We start from the raw sequence: 17,121 nt of genomic DNA, 5'->3' as shown, positions 1-17,121 counted from the left end.
GTGAACAGATCACTTTTATGGTTATAAGTCCTTATTCAGCAAAAGCCTCAATAATTTCTTTTTTTCTAAAGCAATCATTACTATGGTCGTTAACCATACCGCAAGCCTGCATGTAGGCATATACTGTTGTAGGTCCTAAAAATTTAAAGCCGCGCTTTTTTAAGTCCTTTGCGAAGGCTGTTGATTCTTTGGTGATTGCAGGCGTCTCTTCGGTATAATTTAAATTGCTTACGATCGGTTTGTTATCAACAAACTGCCATTGATACGCGCTAAAACTGCCAAACTCTTTTTGAATGTCTATAAATTGCTTGGCATTATTTATTGTGGCGTTAATTTTTAAACGGTTTCGTACGATACTTTCATCAAGCATTAAACGCTCAACATCGTCTTGGGTAAAAAGCGCGACTTTATCTACATCAAAATTAGCAAATGCATTTTTATACCCTTGTCGTTTTTTTAAAATGGTATACCAACTCAATCCCGCCTGAGCCGACTCTAGCGTTATAAATTCAAACAGGGTTTGGTCATCGTAAACAGGGACGCCCCATTCCAAATCGTGATATAAAACGTAATCGGGTTTGGTGGCGTCTAACCAAGCACATCGGCATTTTATTTGCTCACTCATACATATTCCTTTTTATGCGCGTCATTTTTATGTCGCGCTATTATTATTGTAAGTTAATGAAAATAATATAAATAAATTTTGGTACACATTGTGCATTAAGCTCTATATCTATACAAATTCGAGATTTGATTATGGCCCTTGCGAGCGTGCTTAAACCACAGTTTATTTCTGCAAATCAGTATAACCCATGTTTACTTCAAGAGGAGTACATAGGTGAGTTAAGCGATCTGCGTCAGCAAGCAAGTTGGCTTTCACATTTAGTTGATACCATGCCCGCAGGTGTGGTTGTGCTTGATGGTAAAGGAATGATTGCAAAGGCCAACCAAATAGCCATTGATATGTTAGGCGAACCTTTAGAAGGTGAAAAGTGGTTTAGCGTTATTCAACGCTCTTTTAGACCGCATCAAGACGATGGTCACGAAGTATCGCTTAAAGATGGCCGTTTAATTAAGCTTGATATAACAGCGTTAGCGCCCGAGCCGGGCCAGCTAATTTTAATGACCGATTTGAGTGAAACACGCCGTTTACAAAAGCGAGTTGCTCATATGCAGCGCCTAAGTGCTTTGGGTAAAATGGTGGCGTCGCTTGCACATCAGGTTCGAACCCCACTTTCAGCGGCCATGCTTTATGCTGCTAATTTGGGCTCTAAGCGTTTACCCGAGGCATCTCGCGATAATTTTCAAAGCAAGTTAATGTCACGCTTAAAAGATTTAGAAACTCAAGTAAACGATATGCTACTTTTTGCCAAAAGTGGCGACCAACAAGTTGTTGAGCAAGTGTCTATGCAGCAGTTACTCAGTGAGGTAAAAGCGGGTGCTGATGCTATGGTGACACTAAATGACAGTCATTTAGCTGTTAACCTCCCAGAGCCAGATATTCAAATAACAGGTAATAAATCAGCCATAGCCAGCGCAATTCAAAATTTAATCCATAACAGTATTCAAGTCATTGGTGCTGGCGCTGAAGTAAAATTAAGTGCTGCGACTGACGAGCAAAATCCAGATTTTGTTCGTATCAGCGTATCCGATAACGGTCCAGGTATTGATTTAACTCAAGCAGAAAAAATATTTGAACCCTTTTATACCACTAAAAGCCAAGGCACAGGGTTAGGGCTTGCTGTTGTGAGTTCGGTTGCAAACGCTCATCAGGGGCGTGTTGACGTGACTAATAATAAAGGCGGTGGAGCATGCTTTAGTTTGCTTTTACCTATTCGCACCGCATCTAAATTAGAGGAATCATTATGAGTAACACTATTTTAGTTGTCGAAGATGATGCAGGGCTTCGCGAAGCCTTAATTGACACACTCGAAATGTCGGGGATTGAATGTATTGCGGCTAATTGTGCAGAGCAAGCCATGTTATTGCTAAAAAAAGAGCAATTTTCGCTGGTGGTGAGTGATGTACAAATGGGCACTATGAGTGGGCTTGATTTACTACGCAGTATTAAGCTTAACCACCCTGAATTGCCTGTTTTAATGATGACGGCGTACGCTACCATTGACGATGCTGTTGAAGCGATGCGCTTGGGCGCTATTGATTACATGGCAAAGCCGTTTGCACCTGAAGTTTTACTCAATATGGTAAGTCGATACTTACCTGAAAAAGCAAAAGAGACCGACGGCCCCATTGTTGCCGACCCAAGCAGTATTCAACTTTTAGAGTTAGCAAGTAAAGTTGCACGCTCTGATGCGAGCGTTATGGTGCTAGGCCCAAGTGGTTCAGGTAAGGAAGTGCTTGCACGGTATATTCATGATAAATCGAACCGATGCGATGCGCCGTTTGTTGCGATTAACTGTGCAGCAATTCCTGAAAATATGCTTGAAGCAACCTTATTTGGGTATGAAAAAGGCGCGTTTACAGGCGCAATTCAAGCGTGTCCTGGTAAGTTTGAGCAAGCGCAAGGCGGTACTATATTGCTCGACGAAATAACAGAAATGGATTTAGGGCTGCAAGCTAAACTACTTCGTGTGTTGCAAGAGCGCGAAGTAGAGCGCTTAGGTGGAAGAAAAACAATCCAGTTAGATGTACGTATACTTGCAACAAGTAACCGCGATTTGAAAGAAGCGGTTACCGAAAACCAATTTAGAGAAGATTTATATTACAGGCTTAATGTGTTTCCTTTGATGTGGCGACCACTTTGTCAGCGACCTGGAGATATCCTTGTATTGGCTAAGCATTTAATTGAGCGCCACTTAAACAAAAGTAAAGAGCCTATGGCTTATCTTGATAGTGCCGCAGAGAAAAAATTACTTGCTCATTCATGGCCTGGTAATGTGCGTGAGCTTGATAACGTAATACAACGTGCGTTAATACTTAGGACTGGGGATACTCTAAACGAGCATGCTATTTTCATTGAAAACATAGCGGCGACAGATTTTGTAATGGAGCCTGCATCTGTCAGCGCGCAAAATACTAGTCAGCAGCAAGTAAGTGCTACTAATAGAGATATTGACCAAGGCGCTATGAGTTCAGCGTATTATGACGAACAGTCATCTCCAGCCGAGCCAACAAAACAAGACTTATTGGCTGTTGATACGGGAAGCTATAAGGATGAGCTAAAAGATAAAGAGCATCGTATTATTTTAGAAACGTTAGCAAGATGCCAAGGTAAGCGAAAAGATGTCGCTGAAACGTTAGGTATAAGCCCTCGGACTTTACGTTACAAACTAGCGCAGATGCGCGATTTAGGTATTTCACTCCCCGCATAACATCATTTTTAGCCCTAAATTTACCCTTTGAATTTAGGGCTGTCAAAACTCTGACTTGCCAAATTTACCCTAAGCTATTGAAATGGTTAATTTAATTTTTTGGCATGCTTTGTGCTTTATTCATGTTAAGAGTTAACTGCATTGTCAGAGACAAATTATGAAAATTCAAAACAGCGCTGTATTTCAAGAAATGCAATCAATGGCTTTAGAGGCTGGCCGTAATAATCAAATCGAAAGACTGCCAGTAAAAACACAAGCCTCATCAACCGCTCAATTTGGCGATATGCTATCGGATGCAATTAATACTGTGCACGGTTTGCAGCAAGACGCTAAACAAAAAGTAGTGGCGGTAGAAACAGGCGACAGAAGCGTGTCTTTGGCTGAAGCAATGATTGCTTCTCAAAAGTCGTCAGTTGCATTTGAAGCGACAGTGCAGGTTCGTAATAAACTTGTCGAAGCTTACAAAGAAATCATGAACATGCCTGTTTAACTAGGTAGTGGAGAATTATTGTGGCGCAATCTAATCAATCAACCGATCTGGCTCTTGCTACTGGTGAAATGGACCAAAGCGATAGCGACGATCAACAAGAACAGAAATCAGGCTACTTAAGTTCGCTAAATGGCGTTGATTTATTGCGCCAAGTAACTTTAGTTATTGCTTTAGGCATTTGTTTAGCGATTGCTATATTTATTATTATTTGGGCACGTCAGCCAGATATGCGCCCACTTGGTAAAATGCAGACAGAAGAGCTTATTGAAACACTCGACTTTTTAGACGCACAAAAAATTGAATACCAAGTAGATGGAAATGTAGTGCTCGTCCCTGAAACTGAGTATCAAAATATTAAACTTTTAATGACTCGTGAAGGGCTAGAGCAAGGCCCTACATCGGGTTCAGATATTATTATGCAAGACATGGGGTTTGGTGTAAGTCAGCGTTTAGAGCGTGAACGCTTAAAGCATGGCCGAGAACAACAGTTAGCGCGCACAATTGAAGAGCTCAATAATATTACGCGTGCACGTGTATTGCTTGCCATTCCAAAAGAAAATGTATTTGCGCGCAGAGAGAAAAAGCCTTCAGCAACTGTTGTGCTTACGCTAAAGCGTGGGCGTTCGCTAGATAGCGAAGAGGTCGACTCAGTGGTTGATATGGTTGCATCGGCTGTACAAGGTTTAGAGCCGGCTCGTGTAACAGTAACGGATCAAAATGGTCGCTTACTAAATTCAGGCTCGCAAACATCGCTTGCTGCACGTTCACGTAAAGAGTACGACATAGAGCGTAAGCGTGAACAAGAATATCTTGAAAAAATAGACAGTATTTTAATACCTGTTGTAGGGCTTGCAAACTACACTGCACAAGTTGATTTAAGTATGGACTTTAGTGCTGTTGAGGAGACGCAAAAACGCTACAACCCAGATTTACCAGCAGTAAGAAGCGAAACAACATTCGAAGAAAATAATATAGGTGGTTTAGCGGTAGGTATACCTGGTGCACTGACGAATCAGCCTCCAGTAAACTCTAATATTCCTGAAGTAGCAGGACAAGGTGGAGCAGGTAGTGCAACTTCACCATCAAGAACGCATAAAGAAGCGACGCGTAACTATGAGTTAGATACAACTATCTCACATAAGCGTCAGCAAACAGGTGTGATACGTAGAATAAGTGTGTCGGTGGCCGTTGACTACATTCCGAAAGTAGGTGAAAACGGTGAAACCACAATGACACCGCGCTCAGTGGAAGAACTGTCAAATATTCGTCGTTTATTACAAGGTGGCGTTGGTTTTGACATGCAGCGTGGTGATGCACTTGAAGTGGTAACGGTTCCGTTTGTTCGCGAAGCAACTGATTTTGATATTAGCGTGCCGCTTTGGGAGCAGGATTGGTTTATGAAAATAATCCGCTTGGTACTGGGTGCATTAGTTATTATTGTACTCATAATGGCGGTAGTTAAACCGATGCTTAAACGCTTAATTTACCCAGACGATACACTTGAAGAGTATGACGAAGATGCGTTAAGTGCAGGCGTAGACATTGGCGATAGCACGTTGGATATGCTAAACAAAGACTTTGATTCTGCTTCAATTGGTTTCTCAAGCGATGGTACACTGCAATTACCAGATTTACATGGCGACGAAGACTTACTTAAAGCAATTCGTGCCCTTGTAGCCAATGAACCAGAACTATCATCACAAGTAGTGAAAGCGTGGTTAACAGAAGATGACTGATCAAGATCAAGAACAAAAACAACTTCCAGCAGCGTTTGATGTTGATAAGCTAGACGGTGTAGATAAAGCCGCTATTTTATTACTTAGCTTATCAGAGGAAGATGCAGCGCAAATACTTAAGCACTTGGAGCCTAAACAAGTGCAAAAAGTCGGGATGGCAATGGCTGCGTTAGACGACCTGTCACAGGCTAAAATAAGTGCGGTTCACAACTTATTTATTGAGCAAATTCAAAGCTTCAGTACTATAGGGTTTCAGTCGGAAGACTTTATTAAAAAGGCGCTTACTGCTGCATTGGGTGAAGATAAAGCGGCCAGCCTTATTGACCAAATTGTTATGGGGTCTGGGGCTAAAGGCCTTGATTCTCTCAAATGGATGGATTCTAAGCAGGTGGCGAATATTATTCGTAATGAACACCCCCAAATACAAACGATTGTATTGTCTTACTTAGAGCCTGAGCAGTCCGCAGAAATTATTGCGCAGTTCCCAGAGAAAGTACGTCTTGACTTAACCATGCGAATTGCCAACCTTGAAGAAGTGCAACCAGCCGCACTACAAGAACTTAACGAAATTATGGAAAAACAATTTGCCGGACAAGCAGGGGCACAAGCTGCGAAAATGGGTGGCTTAAAAGCCGCGGCAGACATCATGAACTACCTAGATACAAACGTAGAAGGGCAGCTAATGGATTCTATTCGTGAACATGACGAAGAGATGTCTCAGCAAATTCAGGATCTTATGTTTGTATTTGAAAACTTAATGGATGTGGATGACCGTGGTATTCAAGCCATTCTACGAGAAGTACAACAAGATGTATTAATGAAAGCAATCAAAGGTGCAGACGACGGTCTGAAAGACAAAATACTGGGCAATATGTCTAAGCGTGCTGCCGATATGCTGGCTGATGATTTAGAAGCAATGGCGCCTGTACGTATTAGTGAAGTTGAAGCTGCCCAAAAAGAAATTCTATCAACGGCACGTCGTTTATCTGATTCGGGTGAAATTCAGTTAGGCGGTGGTGGTGGTGAGGAGTTCTTGTAAACCATGAGTAAACTCAAAGGGCGTCCACTTCGAGCTGAAGAAGCAGATGAATTATTAAAACATTGGGCTATTCCCGATGTAGCACCGAATGAAAAAAGCTTTGGTAATCGTTCTACAGCGTATGGCACCCCATTGGGCGAGCTTTATAAAAAAGAATTGGCCGAAGAGATGCCGACCGATGAGCCCGAAGAGCCCGAGCTGCCAAAGCTTACTATGGTTGAGCTTGAACGCATTAGACAAGATGCTTATGAAGAAGGCCTTAAACAAGGTCATGAACAAGGCTACATTGACGGCTTTGAAAAAGGCGTTAGTGAGGGAAAAGAAGCTGGTTATAAAGAGGGGCTAGAGCTCGGTAAAACTCAAGGCCAAGAAGATATAAAACCGATTATTGAAGAGCAACTAATTAGTCTTAAAGGTATTTTAGAAGCACTTAATTCACCGCTAAAAAAAGTGGATGAACAAGCCGAGTTGCAACTAATACAATTAGCTAGCATGTTGGCTGAAGCAGTTATATACCAAGAAGTACAAACATCGCCAGATGTTATTTTACATACATTAAAACACAGTATTGATTCGTTAAATGCGCAACAAGAAAAAGTAAAAGTGCATCTAAACCCAACCGATCTAGACATTATAAAAGATAGTTATGGCGAGCAAACTATAGCAGACAATAACTGGCAATTAGTTCCCGAACCTACGCTTGAAAGAGGTGGATGTGAGGTAAAAACCGCGCAATCCTCGCTCGATATGACTTTAAAAACACGCGTCAAAGAAACGTTGGATAGCTTTTTGCATAATAGTAATATCTAAATATTTTTTAGGCGTACTATGTCTGTGCAAATTGCTTCTTTGAGCGAACGCTTGTCGCAATATCAACAAAACATTAAGCCCTACACACCTGCAGTGGCGGGTATTTTAACGCGTGTTGTTGGCCTTACCTTAGAGGCAAAAGGTCTGCGGGCGCCTGTTGGTAGTCAATGTAAAATTGAAACCATGAATGGTTTTGTTGACGCAGAAATTGTTGGTTTTAACGACCAAACCTTATACTTAATGCCTAATGATCATATTTCCGGCGTACTGCCAGGTGCTCGAGTAATACCCCAAGTAAATAATTTGGGATTACCTGTAGGGATGAGCCTACTAGGGCGTGTGGTTGATGGCTTAGGCCGTCCACTCGACGGACTTGGTAAAATAAACGCTGAACATTATTTAAAGTTTGCTCAAAATACGATTAACCCTTTAGCCAGACGTCCGATCAGCCAGCCAATGGACGTTGGGGTGCGGGCTATTAATTCAGTGATCACCGTAGGGCAAGGTCAGCGTATGGGCTTATTTGCAGGCTCTGGTGTAGGTAAGTCTGTACTGCTAGGAATGATGACTAGGGGCAGCGAAGCAGATGTCATTGTAGTTGGTTTGGTTGGTGAACGTGGTCGTGAGGTCAAAGAGTTTATTGAAGAAATTCTTGGAGAAGAAGGGCGTAAACGTTCTGTTGTTGTTGCAGCACCCGCCGATTCATCGCCATTAATGCGTTTAAAAGGTTGTGAAAGTGCAGTGACCATTGCCGAATATTTTAGAGACCAAGGTTTAAATGTGTTACTGCTACTCGATTCAGTAACTCGCTACGCAATGGCTCAGCGTGAAATTGCTTTAGCAGTTGGAGAACCACCGGCAACAAAAGGATACCCACCATCGGTTTTTGCAAAACTACCAGCCTTAGTTGAACGAGCTGGTAATGGGGGGGAAGGGCAAGGTGCTATAACAGCCTTTTTCACCGTCTTAAGTGAAGGCGATGATATGCAAGACCCAATTGCAGACGCTGCACGCGCCATACTAGACGGCCATATTGTACTTTCTCGTGAGTTAGCCGACAGCGGCCATTATCCAGCAATAGATATCGAAAAATCTATATCACGTGTTATGCCCCAAGTGGTTTCAGAGCCTCATATGCAACAAGCGCGAGTACTTAAACAAGTGTATTCAATGTACCAACAAAATAAAGACATGATCACATTAGGCGCCTACCAAAAGGGCACTGATCCCATGCTCGACCAAGCAATAAATATGATGCCAAGAGTAAACGGGTTTTTACAGCAAGGTATGCGTGATGTGATAAGTTATGACGATGGGCTGCAAGGGCTAGCCCAATTATTAGGTCAAGGGTAATGGCTAAAAACAAATTTGACTTGCTGCTAAAACTTGAAAGCGACAAAGAAGAAAGTTTACGTATGAGTTATTTGCAAGCTAATCAAAACCTGCAAGCAAACCAGCAAAAACTTCAAGGCTTAAATGACTTTAGGCTTGAATACTCTCAACAGTTACATTTAAAAGGTCAATCAGGTTTATCAAGCGCTGGTTTTGGGCAGTATCATGCGTTTATAGCAAAAATTGAAGAGGCCATTCGGCAACAAGCAAGTACTGTAAATACGGCAAAGCAAGTTGTTTCACAGCGAAAAACGTTGTGGTTAAAACAGCAAATAAAGGCTAAAGCGGTGGCTAAATTGATTGAAAATCAAAAAATAAAAGCAGCAGCTGTGGTTGCTAAAAACGAGCAAAAAATGCTGGATGAGTTCACATCCAATCAATTTTTTCAGCGTCGCAAACTTTCTTAAGTTAGGCACGTTTATTGCTTTGTTAATGGGTGGTATTTAATTTTGGGCAATGTGCGGTGACATGTTGCCGTAACCGTATTAGGTGACTTATGGCGATGAATGATATTTCTGTTTCAATTTCGGCTGATAAAGAGTCTTTTTTAGCATTTAAAGACAGTAGCTTAGCCGATTCTGCTGATGAATCAGGTACTGAGTTTTTTACTCAGTTGCAAGACGCCCACACTACATTTGAGCCAACAAAAAAAGAGATTAATAAGCCTGAAACAGATACTTTATCTGCCGCCTCAGCAGATTCCTCATCAGTTACTAATGAAAAATTAAACAGTGATTCAGATGATGAAGACATTGCCCAAATAAATTTGTCTGGAAGCGATATTCTTGAGCAGATCAATTCATCTCAACTAATGAACACTGAGGTTACAAAGCCGAGTGAAAAAGCGAAAGATATAAACCTTGCAGATACATCAAAAAATAAAACACCGCTTGATATTGCTGATTTAAAAGAGAAACTGCCGGTTAAAGGCTATGTTGCTGTGCCAGCAAAAGATTTACCTGTTAAAGATGAAGTAGGTAAAATAATAAGACCACATGCCCCACTTACTGATAACAACACAAGCGGTGTGACAAGTTTAGTCGATGATGTAGATATTAATGACTCGTCAAATTCACAAAGACAAAATAAAACGTCCCTTGCTCAGGCTGTTGAAGCAGAACTAAATATAAAATCGGATAAAGTTAAACACCCTGCACAAGCGCAAAGTATAACTCAGGGCTTTGATACAAAAGATAATGGAGCAGATACTAACAAAGGCATTTTTACGGATAAAATAACAGCTTCACAAAGTTCAGTACTCTCTGACGTGAGTGTCAATTCTGATCAGACTATTTTAAAAACGGATGTTGATAAAATAGTTACTACTCAAAGCACAGTAGAGAATAGCGGTAAAGTTAACGCCAATACTTTAGCTCAAAATACCATAGCTAAAAATACAGTTGCGGAACTAACAGAAAATACCCTTACAGCAACTTCACCCAACTCAAACATAACTGAAACTGAAAAAGCAGACGCGATAAATGCACTCATTGCTAAAGATGTAAATGCATTTAAAACAGATAAAGTATTAGCAAGCCTAACGCCTGAACAGCTAACAAAATTACAGACTGAAATTAAACCAGTGATGCTTGACGCACCTAGCAAAGCTGAAAAATTGACGGTTTTAAAGCAAATGCTTACCCAATTTATAACGGATAATAAACAGACACAAAGCACTGAAGTTAAGTCGTCACCCAATGAGCAGTTTAATACGCTTTCAGGGACCGAAAAGCAGGCATTACTGACTCAATTAAATGCTTTTATTAAAGCCGAGCAGCCAAAAGGTGAACAGTTAGCGGCTATTAAGCAAGCGATTGGTGAGCTAAAAGTGTTGGTTGCGAAAGATGCGAATCAATCATCAGACACTAAATTTACGATATCGCAAAAAGCTGTAAATGACTCACAAAAATTGCCGCAAACAAATGAATCGCAAATAGACAAAGTAGTTACCTTACCGGTAAAAGGTGAAGAGATAACAAAACCAGCTACTTTTATAGCCTCGCAAACACCAAATACGGTAAACAGACCACAAAAGGTGAGTGTGAAATCAGGCTCTGAAAATAACGCTGATCCAACTAAATTAGCAGCACAGCCTACTAGTGATGAAGAACTTACAAAAGCGCTTGAGCAATTGCAAAAAGAGGGGCTAAAAAATACCACGGCTGAGCAGTCCCCCGCTAAAGTTATGCAGGTGTTTAACCATATAACTAATGCTTTAAATACAACCCAAACCAGTGCCCAAAGCTATTATGATTCGGTTGATTATGAAATGGGCTTGTTGGATCAACAAGCTATTCAAAATCAGCAGTTACAAAGTACAGCACAGACAAAGCAGGTAAGTATTGATCCTGGTATGATGCAGGCGATTAATATAGTTAAAAGTGACGCGGCCAAGTTACTACAAGAGCGCGTTAGTTCAATGCTAAGCATTAATAACAAAGAGGCTGAAATTCGTCTTGATCCACCTGAGATGGGCAGCATGCAAATACGAGTTCGTAGCGATGCAGAACAAGCACAAATTAACTTTGTGGTACAAAACCAACAGGCCAAAGAAGCACTCGAACAATCTATGCCTCGCTTACGCGAAATGTTAGCACAACAGGGTTTGGAACTTGGTGAAAGCACTATTTCATATGGCCAATCAGGTGGTGAAAATGCTGAGCAAAATGAATCGGGGGCGGGTGAGCAATTAGCCAAAAATGGAGCAGCAAATAGTGAAAGTGATGAGCCATCAAATAGCCCAGAACAAACTTCTGAGCAACAAACATCATCATCAATAGATTACTATGCCTAACTACTGCTATTATAATAACTAAAACAAGCAAATACCTTTGCGATATAAGGAATCATGATGGCTGAAGAAACAAGTTTAGAAATAGAAGAAGCGCCAAAAAGTAAAAAAAAGCTGATAATTATTATTGCAGCAGTACTGCTCGTTGTAGGTGGTGCTGCGGGGTTCTTTTTAATGTCGGGCTCGGATGAGCCTGTTGAAACATTAGATGAAGAAACGACCCTTTCAGAAGAAGCGTCAGAAGCTTCTGGGTCATCTGCAGAAATAGGCAGTGCACTTTATGTTGCGATGCCAAGACCTTTTGTTTTTAACGTTCCGGGCTCGAGCCGAGATAGAATTGTACAAATTAAAGTACAACTTTTGGTACGTGGTGAGGTAAATGAAGAAACAGCTAAAAAGCATATTCCGCTGATTGAAGGTAAGTTACTCAGTGTATTTTCGACCACTACTGCTGACGAGCTTAGTACCAGTGCAGGTAAAGAAACACTGCGTTTTACTGCGCTAGAGACAGTGCAAACTGCCTTAAATGACGTTGAAGGCAGCAAAGTAATTGAGCGGGTATTATTTACCGGCTTTGTAATGCAATAAGGGGTTAGCGTGAGCGACTTATTATCCCAAGACGAAATTGATGCGCTATTACATGGTGTTGATGACGTTGAAGAGGAAGATATAAACGATGGTGAAGATGGCGGGGGAAGTACGCTTCAGTACGATTTTTCTTCGCAAGATCGAATCGTACGTGGTCGCATGCCGACGCTGGAAATTGTTAATGAGCGTTTTGCTCGCCATATGCGAATTAGCCTATTTAATATGATGCGCCGCACAGCGGAAGTGTCTATTAATGGCGTTCAAATGATAAAGTTTGGTGAGTATGTTCACACTTTATTTGTACCAACAAGCTTAAATATGGTGCGTTTCAGACCTTTAAAGGGTACCGGCCTGATCACCATGGAAGCACGGTTAGTATTCATTTTGGTGGATAACTTTTTTGGCGGTGATGGCCGTTACCATGCAAAAATTGAAGGCCGTGAATTTACCCCAACAGAGCGCCGAATTGTGCAAATGTTGCTAAAAATAATCTTTGAAGATTATAAAGAGGCATGGGCACCGGTAATGGACGTGTCGTTTGAGTACCTCGATTCAGAGGTAAACCCCGCAATGGCTAATATTGTAAGCCCGACTGAAGTTGTGGTTATTAGCTCTTTTCATATTGAACTCGATGGTGGCGGCGGTGATTTTCATATTGCCTTGCCATATTCAATGCTCGAACCAATAAGGGAACTTTTGGATGCGGGTGTTCAGTCAGATACTGAAGATACCGACTTGCGTTGGAGTAAGGCATTACGAGATGAAATAATGGATGTTGAGGTTGACATGTCAACTCAGCTTTTAGAAGTTGACTTAACACTTCAACAAATAATGGAGCTTAAAGCAGGTGATATTATTCCTGTTGAAATGCCAGAGCATATAACTGTATTTGTAGAAGAGCTACCCACGTTTAGAGCTAAAATGGGCCGCTCTCGTGATAATGTTGCGTTGCAAATTAGCGAAAAAATTAAACGTCCTGATTCAGTTAAATCTGAGCTGCATGTATTTACCAAAGGCGGCAAGAAAATTGACTCAGATGCAGAGTTAGCAGAATTAGAAGAAGATTTACACCTTTCAGACGGTGTAGACTTAGACTGGTAATTGATTAAAAGGTTAAACGTATGAGCGATGATCAAGACACAATGGACGAATGGGCAGCCGCACTTGCTGAGGCTGAAGGCGGCGATGATGCTGGCGAAGCGCAAGTTGCCGAACTTGATGAATTAAGTGATGAAAAAAGCGAAATAACAGGCGAAGAAAAGCGCAAGCTCGATACAATTTTAGACATCCCAGTGACTATATCGATGGAAGTTGGACGCTCAAAAATTAATATTCGTAATTTGCTACAACTTAACCAAGGCTCTGTAGTTGAGCTTGATCGTGTTGCTGGTGAGCCATTAGATGTATTGGTTAATGGTACCTTAATTGCTCACGGTGAAGTGGTCGTGGTAAATGACAAGTTTGGTATTCGTCTAACGGATGTTATCAGCCAAGTAGAGCGGATCAAAAAGTTACGATGAGTGCCTTTTTTGCGCTAACAGCGTCTGTATTTACAAAAACAGAGTCAGTTACGCCTACGGGCGATTTAATTTCTATGGTGCTTTCGCTTATTGTGGTGCTAGTGCTCATTGTTGTTCTGGCTATTTTTGTAAAAAAACTTAATCCTAATTTGGCAAACAGTGATGAATTTAAAGTGGTTCGAAGTCTTCCCTTAGGCTCACGCGAACGCTTAATGGTGGTAGAAATTGATAATGCGCAGCATTTATTAGGCGTCACGCCGCACAGTATTAATTACCTTCATAAATTAGAATCACCACTGAGTGAAAAAGAAATCCCAGAACTTGCTAAGCAATTTAGTAAACTGTTAAACCCCAAATCGAAACAAAATAAAAAGAACTAAACCTATGACTAAGTGGCTGCTAATTATTTTTGCCATTGTGTTTGTTCCAAGCGTAAGCGCTGAAGGTATTGATGCGCTTACTATCACAACAAACGCAGATGGCACACAAGATTACTCGGTGACATTGCAAGTTTTAGCCATTATGACGGCGCTGAGTTTTATTCCGGCAGCCATAATCATGATGACGTCTTTTACACGTATCATTGTTGTACTCGCAATTTTACGCCAAGCAATTGGTTTGCAGCAAACACCCTCTAATCAAGTACTGTTGGGCATGTCTTTATTTTTAAGTATTTTTATCATGGCGCCTATTTATCAAAAGGTTAATGACGTAGCCATAGAGCCTTATTTAAATGAGCAAGTTACGTCTGTACAAGCGTTGGAGCTTGCAAAAGAGCCAATGAAAGCATTTATGCTCTCGCAGGTTCGTTTAAAAGACTTAGAAACATTTGCCAAAATAGCAGGCTACGACAAGCTAGAGTCACCTGAAGAAACTCCGCTTATAGTTCTTATACCCGCATTTGTAACAAGCGAACTGCAAACTGCGTTCATCATAGGATTCATGTTTTTTATACCTTTTTTAATCGTCGACTTAGTTGTTGCGTCTGTACTCATGGCTATGGGTATGATGATGCTCTCCCCCATGATTGTCTCCTTACCCTTTAAAATAATGCTGTTTGTACTTGTTGATGGCTGGAGCTTAGTGATGGGAACCCTCGCCAAAAGCTTTGGTTTAGGAACATAGTATGTATTTTTTGAATGTAACTGAAAGATAGGATTACAGCATGGAACCAGAAATTTTTGTTGATATTCTTAGCGATGCACTGTTTTTAGTTATTAAATTAGTATCGGCTATTGTTGTTCCAGGTTTAATTATTGGCCTAGTGGTGGCGGTGTTTCAAGCGGCTACGTCTATCAATGAACAAACGTTGAGTTTTTTACCGCGTTTGCTAATTACTATAAGTGCATTAATTGTTGGTGGTCACTGGTTTACACAAGAACTTATGGACTTTTTTACCCGGTTGGTGTTGCTCATTCCCGAAATTGCAGGTTAGCAAGTGGAGTACCCGTTTTCAGTTGTCATTCAATGGTTGAGCGACTTTTTACTACCTTTGGTACGTATTAGTTCTATGATTATGATAATGGCGGGATTAGGCGCTAAAAATGTGCCAACACGTATAAAGCTGGGTTTATCAGTGGTCGTGACTCTTTTGGTTGTGCCTGTTCTTCCTCCAGCTACATTTACTAACTTGTTTTCGTTTGAAATGATTTTAGTGGTCATACAGCAAATGCTTATTGGAATAGCGATTGGCTTTGCTTCTACCTTGTTACTCAATACCTTCGTTTTGGCAGGTCAGATACTTGCTATGCAAACCGGTTTAGGTTTTGCCTCTGTCATTGACCCCTCAAATGGGGCCAGCGTTCCGGCTGTTGGTCAGTTTTTTCTTATTTTAGCAACACTATTATTTTTTGTATTCAATGGCCATTTAATGATGATACAGATGGTTGTACATAGTTTTGAAGTACTGCCAATTGATGGTAATTGGTGGTCAGTAGATCATTACTGGGATATTGTAACGTGGGGCGGTTGGATGTTTACAACGGCTTTAGTGCTCTCACTTGCACCATTGACGGCAATGCTAGTTATTAATATTTCATTTGGTATTATGACCCGTGCGGCGCCTCAGCTAAATATTTTTGCTATTGGTTTTCCATTCACCCTTGTTGCAGGGCTTGTCATTATTTGGGCAACACTAGGCAACTTCATCCTGCAATTTGAATTTCAGTGGCTTAAAATGATCGAACTAATGTGTACCTTAGTTGGTTGTTCACCTTAGGAGTGTGTTATGGCTGAAGATTCAGGTCAAGAAAAAACAGAAGAACCCACAGGGAAAAAAATAGAAGAGTCTAAAAAGAAAGGGCAGGTTGCTCGTTCAAAAGAATTAGGCACTATGTTTGTTCTTATATTTTCAGCTATTTCATTGTTAATGTACGGCCCTGAAATTGGTAAGGGGTTATACAATATTATGGGCAGAATGCTCAGCCTTAATCGAAATGAAACCTACGATACCACTAAAATGTTTGCGGTTTGGTCCAGTGTTGCCGACGCGCTTATTTTTCCTATGGCTATGTTTGTATTCATTATTTTATTTGCGGGCATTATAGGTAATACTTTACTAGGTGGCTTTAATTTTAGTTGGCAAGCAGCCGCTCCTAAAGCAAGTAAAATGTCTCCATTTAAAGGCTTTAAACGCATGTTTGGCCCACAAGCTGCGGTAGAGCTTACTAAAGCTATTTTAAAGTTTTTAGTGGTCGCAAGTTTTGCCTTTTTTTTAATTAATACCTTTTTTGACGAAATATTACACTTAAGCATTGAGTCTGCACCTAATAATATTATCCATGCGCTCGAAATCCTCTCGTGGATGTTTTTGGCATTGTCGTGCACATTGGTAATTATTGCAGCAATCGATGCCCCGTATCAAAGTCATACTCACCATAAGCAGTTAAAAATGACACTGCAAGAAGTAAAAGATGAGTACAAAAACTCTGAAGGTGACCCTCAAATAAAAGCGCGTATTAGGCAAACTCAGAGACAAATGTCTCAAAAAAGAATGATGCAAGACGTGCCCGATGCCGATGTAGTTGTTACCAACCCAACGCATTATTCTGTTGCTCTTAAATACGACACTGAGCGAGCCGGAGCACCTATAGTGCTTGCTAAAGGCGTGGATGAACTGGCTATGCAAATTCGAAAAGTGGCAAACGGTAATGATGTACCCATTGTTGAGTCGCCAATGCTTACTCGAGCGCTTTATCATACCGCAGAAGTAGGAGAACAAATTCCTGATCAACTGTTTACTGCCGTTGCACAGGTGCTAGCTTATGTTTTTCAGCTAAAACGCTTCAATAAAGGTCGCGGAAAACGCCCGACTAAGCTTAATAAAAAGCTCCCCATTCCTGATGCCTACAGGTATTAATATTACCCCTTTATTAACTTGGAATAGTTATTGCTACTTCTACGTAGTGTCAATTTTTTGAAATT

General features: G+C 41.0%; 18 protein-coding genes. 17 read left to right on the top strand and 1 reads right to left on the bottom strand.

Annotated features, from left to right (window positions below; all coding sequences use genetic code 11):
* Positions 1-31: 31 nt before the first annotated feature.
* A complete protein-coding gene (locus tag R0J88_RS14065; RefSeq protein WP_138740376.1) occupies positions 32-625 on the bottom strand; it encodes a DNA-3-methyladenine glycosylase I in 594 nt (197 codons plus the stop codon).
* A 131-nt stretch (positions 626-756) separates the two neighbouring features.
* Here R0J88_RS14065 and R0J88_RS14060 point away from each other — a divergent pair, with 131 nt between their 5' ends.
* The 17 genes from R0J88_RS14060 to flhB all read left to right on the top strand — a co-directional run bounded on the left by R0J88_RS14060 (position 757) and on the right by flhB (position 17,056).
* Positions 757-1,869 carry a sensor histidine kinase gene (locus R0J88_RS14060; protein WP_138740375.1) on the top strand — a complete coding sequence of 371 codons (1,113 nt, stop codon included), beginning with the start codon at positions 757-759 and terminating at the stop codon, positions 1,867-1,869.
* Positions 1,866-3,332, top strand: a complete 1,467-nt coding sequence (locus R0J88_RS14055; RefSeq protein ID WP_010555910.1) for a sigma-54-dependent transcriptional regulator — start codon at positions 1,866-1,868, stop codon at positions 3,330-3,332. Before R0J88_RS14060 ends, R0J88_RS14055 begins: the two co-directional genes overlap by 4 nt.
* 157 nt (positions 3,333-3,489) lie before the next feature.
* Positions 3,490-3,822, top strand: coding sequence for a flagellar hook-basal body complex protein FliE (gene fliE / locus R0J88_RS14050; RefSeq protein WP_008132633.1), 333 nt, complete (start codon positions 3,490-3,492; stop codon positions 3,820-3,822).
* A 20-nt stretch (positions 3,823-3,842) separates the two neighbouring features.
* Positions 3,843-5,558, top strand: coding sequence for a flagellar basal-body MS-ring/collar protein FliF (gene fliF / locus R0J88_RS14045; RefSeq protein ID WP_008132632.1), 1,716 nt, complete (start codon positions 3,843-3,845; stop codon positions 5,556-5,558).
* Positions 5,551-6,597, top strand: a complete 1,047-nt coding sequence (fliG, locus tag R0J88_RS14040) for a flagellar motor switch protein FliG (protein WP_006792737.1) — start codon at positions 5,551-5,553, stop codon at positions 6,595-6,597. Before fliF ends, fliG begins: the two co-directional genes overlap by 8 nt.
* A gap of 3 nt (positions 6,598-6,600) precedes the next feature.
* A complete protein-coding gene (fliH, locus tag R0J88_RS14035; RefSeq protein WP_277054192.1) occupies positions 6,601-7,407 on the top strand; it encodes a flagellar assembly protein FliH in 807 nt (268 codons plus the stop codon).
* An 18-nt stretch (positions 7,408-7,425) separates the two neighbouring features.
* The gene (gene fliI, locus R0J88_RS14030) at positions 7,426-8,760 is read left to right on the top strand and encodes a flagellar protein export ATPase FliI (protein ID WP_006792739.1); all 1,335 of its coding nucleotides are present in this window, start codon (positions 7,426-7,428) and stop codon (positions 8,758-8,760) included.
* Positions 8,760-9,206, top strand: a complete 447-nt coding sequence (gene fliJ / locus R0J88_RS14025; RefSeq protein ID WP_006792740.1) for a flagellar export protein FliJ — start codon at positions 8,760-8,762, stop codon at positions 9,204-9,206. The genes fliI and fliJ overlap by 1 nt, the downstream gene beginning before the upstream one ends.
* Before the next feature lie 95 nt (positions 9,207-9,301).
* Positions 9,302-11,593: a flagellar hook-length control protein FliK gene (locus R0J88_RS14020; RefSeq protein ID WP_410900205.1), complete on the top strand. Its 2,292-nt coding sequence runs from the start codon at positions 9,302-9,304 to the stop codon at positions 11,591-11,593.
* Between the two features lie 57 nt (positions 11,594-11,650).
* Positions 11,651-12,178, top strand: coding sequence for a flagellar basal body-associated protein FliL (gene fliL / locus R0J88_RS14015; RefSeq protein ID WP_410900204.1), 528 nt, complete (start codon positions 11,651-11,653; stop codon positions 12,176-12,178).
* A gap of 9 nt (positions 12,179-12,187) precedes the next feature.
* Entirely contained in the window at positions 12,188-13,279 is a 1,092-nt protein-coding gene (gene fliM, locus R0J88_RS14010; RefSeq protein WP_010555915.1) for a flagellar motor switch protein FliM, read from the top strand.
* Between the two features lie 20 nt (positions 13,280-13,299).
* A complete protein-coding gene (gene fliN / locus R0J88_RS14005; RefSeq protein ID WP_006792745.1) occupies positions 13,300-13,698 on the top strand; it encodes a flagellar motor switch protein FliN in 399 nt (132 codons plus the stop codon).
* Entirely contained in the window at positions 13,695-14,078 is a 384-nt protein-coding gene (fliO, locus tag R0J88_RS14000; RefSeq protein WP_006792746.1) for a flagellar biosynthetic protein FliO, read from the top strand. Before fliN ends, fliO begins: the two co-directional genes overlap by 4 nt.
* A 4-nt stretch (positions 14,079-14,082) precedes the next feature.
* Entirely contained in the window at positions 14,083-14,823 is a 741-nt protein-coding gene (gene fliP, locus R0J88_RS13995; RefSeq protein ID WP_006792747.1) for a flagellar type III secretion system pore protein FliP, read from the top strand.
* Between the two features lie 40 nt (positions 14,824-14,863).
* A complete protein-coding gene (locus tag R0J88_RS13990; protein WP_006792748.1) occupies positions 14,864-15,133 on the top strand; it encodes a flagellar biosynthetic protein FliQ in 270 nt (89 codons plus the stop codon).
* 3 nt (positions 15,134-15,136) lie between these two features.
* On the top strand, positions 15,137-15,916 hold the full coding sequence (gene fliR / locus R0J88_RS13985; protein ID WP_006792749.1) for a flagellar biosynthetic protein FliR: 780 nt from the start codon (positions 15,137-15,139) through the stop codon (positions 15,914-15,916).
* Between the two features lie 9 nt (positions 15,917-15,925).
* Positions 15,926-17,056: a flagellar biosynthesis protein FlhB gene (gene flhB, locus R0J88_RS13980; protein WP_010555918.1), complete on the top strand. Its 1,131-nt coding sequence runs from the start codon at positions 15,926-15,928 to the stop codon at positions 17,054-17,056.
* Positions 17,057-17,121 lie beyond the last annotated feature (65 nt).

It is taken from the genome of Pseudoalteromonas sp. SIMBA_162, assembly GCF_046535955.1.
GTDB lineage: Bacteria > Pseudomonadota > Gammaproteobacteria > Enterobacterales > Alteromonadaceae > Pseudoalteromonas > Pseudoalteromonas marina.
Note: the sequence above shows the minus strand (reverse complement) of the source record. Positions and strands in the feature narration are given on the sequence as shown.

Bases quoted from the DNA above. Each gene is read 5' to 3' on its own strand.
- fliL (WP_410900204.1), top strand. From the start codon at position 11,651: ATGGCTGAAGAAACAAGTTTAGAAATAGAAGAAGCGCCAAAAAGTAAA.
- fliI (WP_006792739.1), top strand. From the start codon at position 7,426: ATGTCTGTGCAAATTGCTTCTTTGAGCGAACGCTTGTCGCAATATCAA.
- R0J88_RS14065 (WP_138740376.1), bottom strand. From the start codon at position 625: ATGAGTGAGCAAATAAAATGCCGATGTGCTTGGTTAGACGCCACCAAA.
- R0J88_RS14055 (WP_010555910.1), top strand. From the start codon at position 1,866: ATGAGTAACACTATTTTAGTTGTCGAAGATGATGCAGGGCTTCGCGAA.
- fliP (WP_006792747.1), top strand. From the start codon at position 14,083: ATGACTAAGTGGCTGCTAATTATTTTTGCCATTGTGTTTGTTCCAAGC.
- R0J88_RS14020 (WP_410900205.1), top strand. From the start codon at position 9,302: ATGAATGATATTTCTGTTTCAATTTCGGCTGATAAAGAGTCTTTTTTA.
- fliN (WP_006792745.1), top strand. From the start codon at position 13,300: ATGAGCGATGATCAAGACACAATGGACGAATGGGCAGCCGCACTTGCT.
- R0J88_RS13990 (WP_006792748.1), top strand. From the start codon at position 14,864: ATGGAACCAGAAATTTTTGTTGATATTCTTAGCGATGCACTGTTTTTA.
- fliE (WP_008132633.1), top strand. From the start codon at position 3,490: ATGAAAATTCAAAACAGCGCTGTATTTCAAGAAATGCAATCAATGGCT.
- fliJ (WP_006792740.1), top strand. From the start codon at position 8,760: ATGGCTAAAAACAAATTTGACTTGCTGCTAAAACTTGAAAGCGACAAA.
- R0J88_RS14060 (WP_138740375.1), top strand. From the start codon at position 757: ATGGCCCTTGCGAGCGTGCTTAAACCACAGTTTATTTCTGCAAATCAG.
- flhB (WP_010555918.1), top strand. From the start codon at position 15,926: ATGGCTGAAGATTCAGGTCAAGAAAAAACAGAAGAACCCACAGGGAAA.
- fliH (WP_277054192.1), top strand. From the start codon at position 6,601: ATGAGTAAACTCAAAGGGCGTCCACTTCGAGCTGAAGAAGCAGATGAA.
- fliO (WP_006792746.1), top strand. From the start codon at position 13,695: ATGAGTGCCTTTTTTGCGCTAACAGCGTCTGTATTTACAAAAACAGAG.
- fliG (WP_006792737.1), top strand. From the start codon at position 5,551: ATGACTGATCAAGATCAAGAACAAAAACAACTTCCAGCAGCGTTTGAT.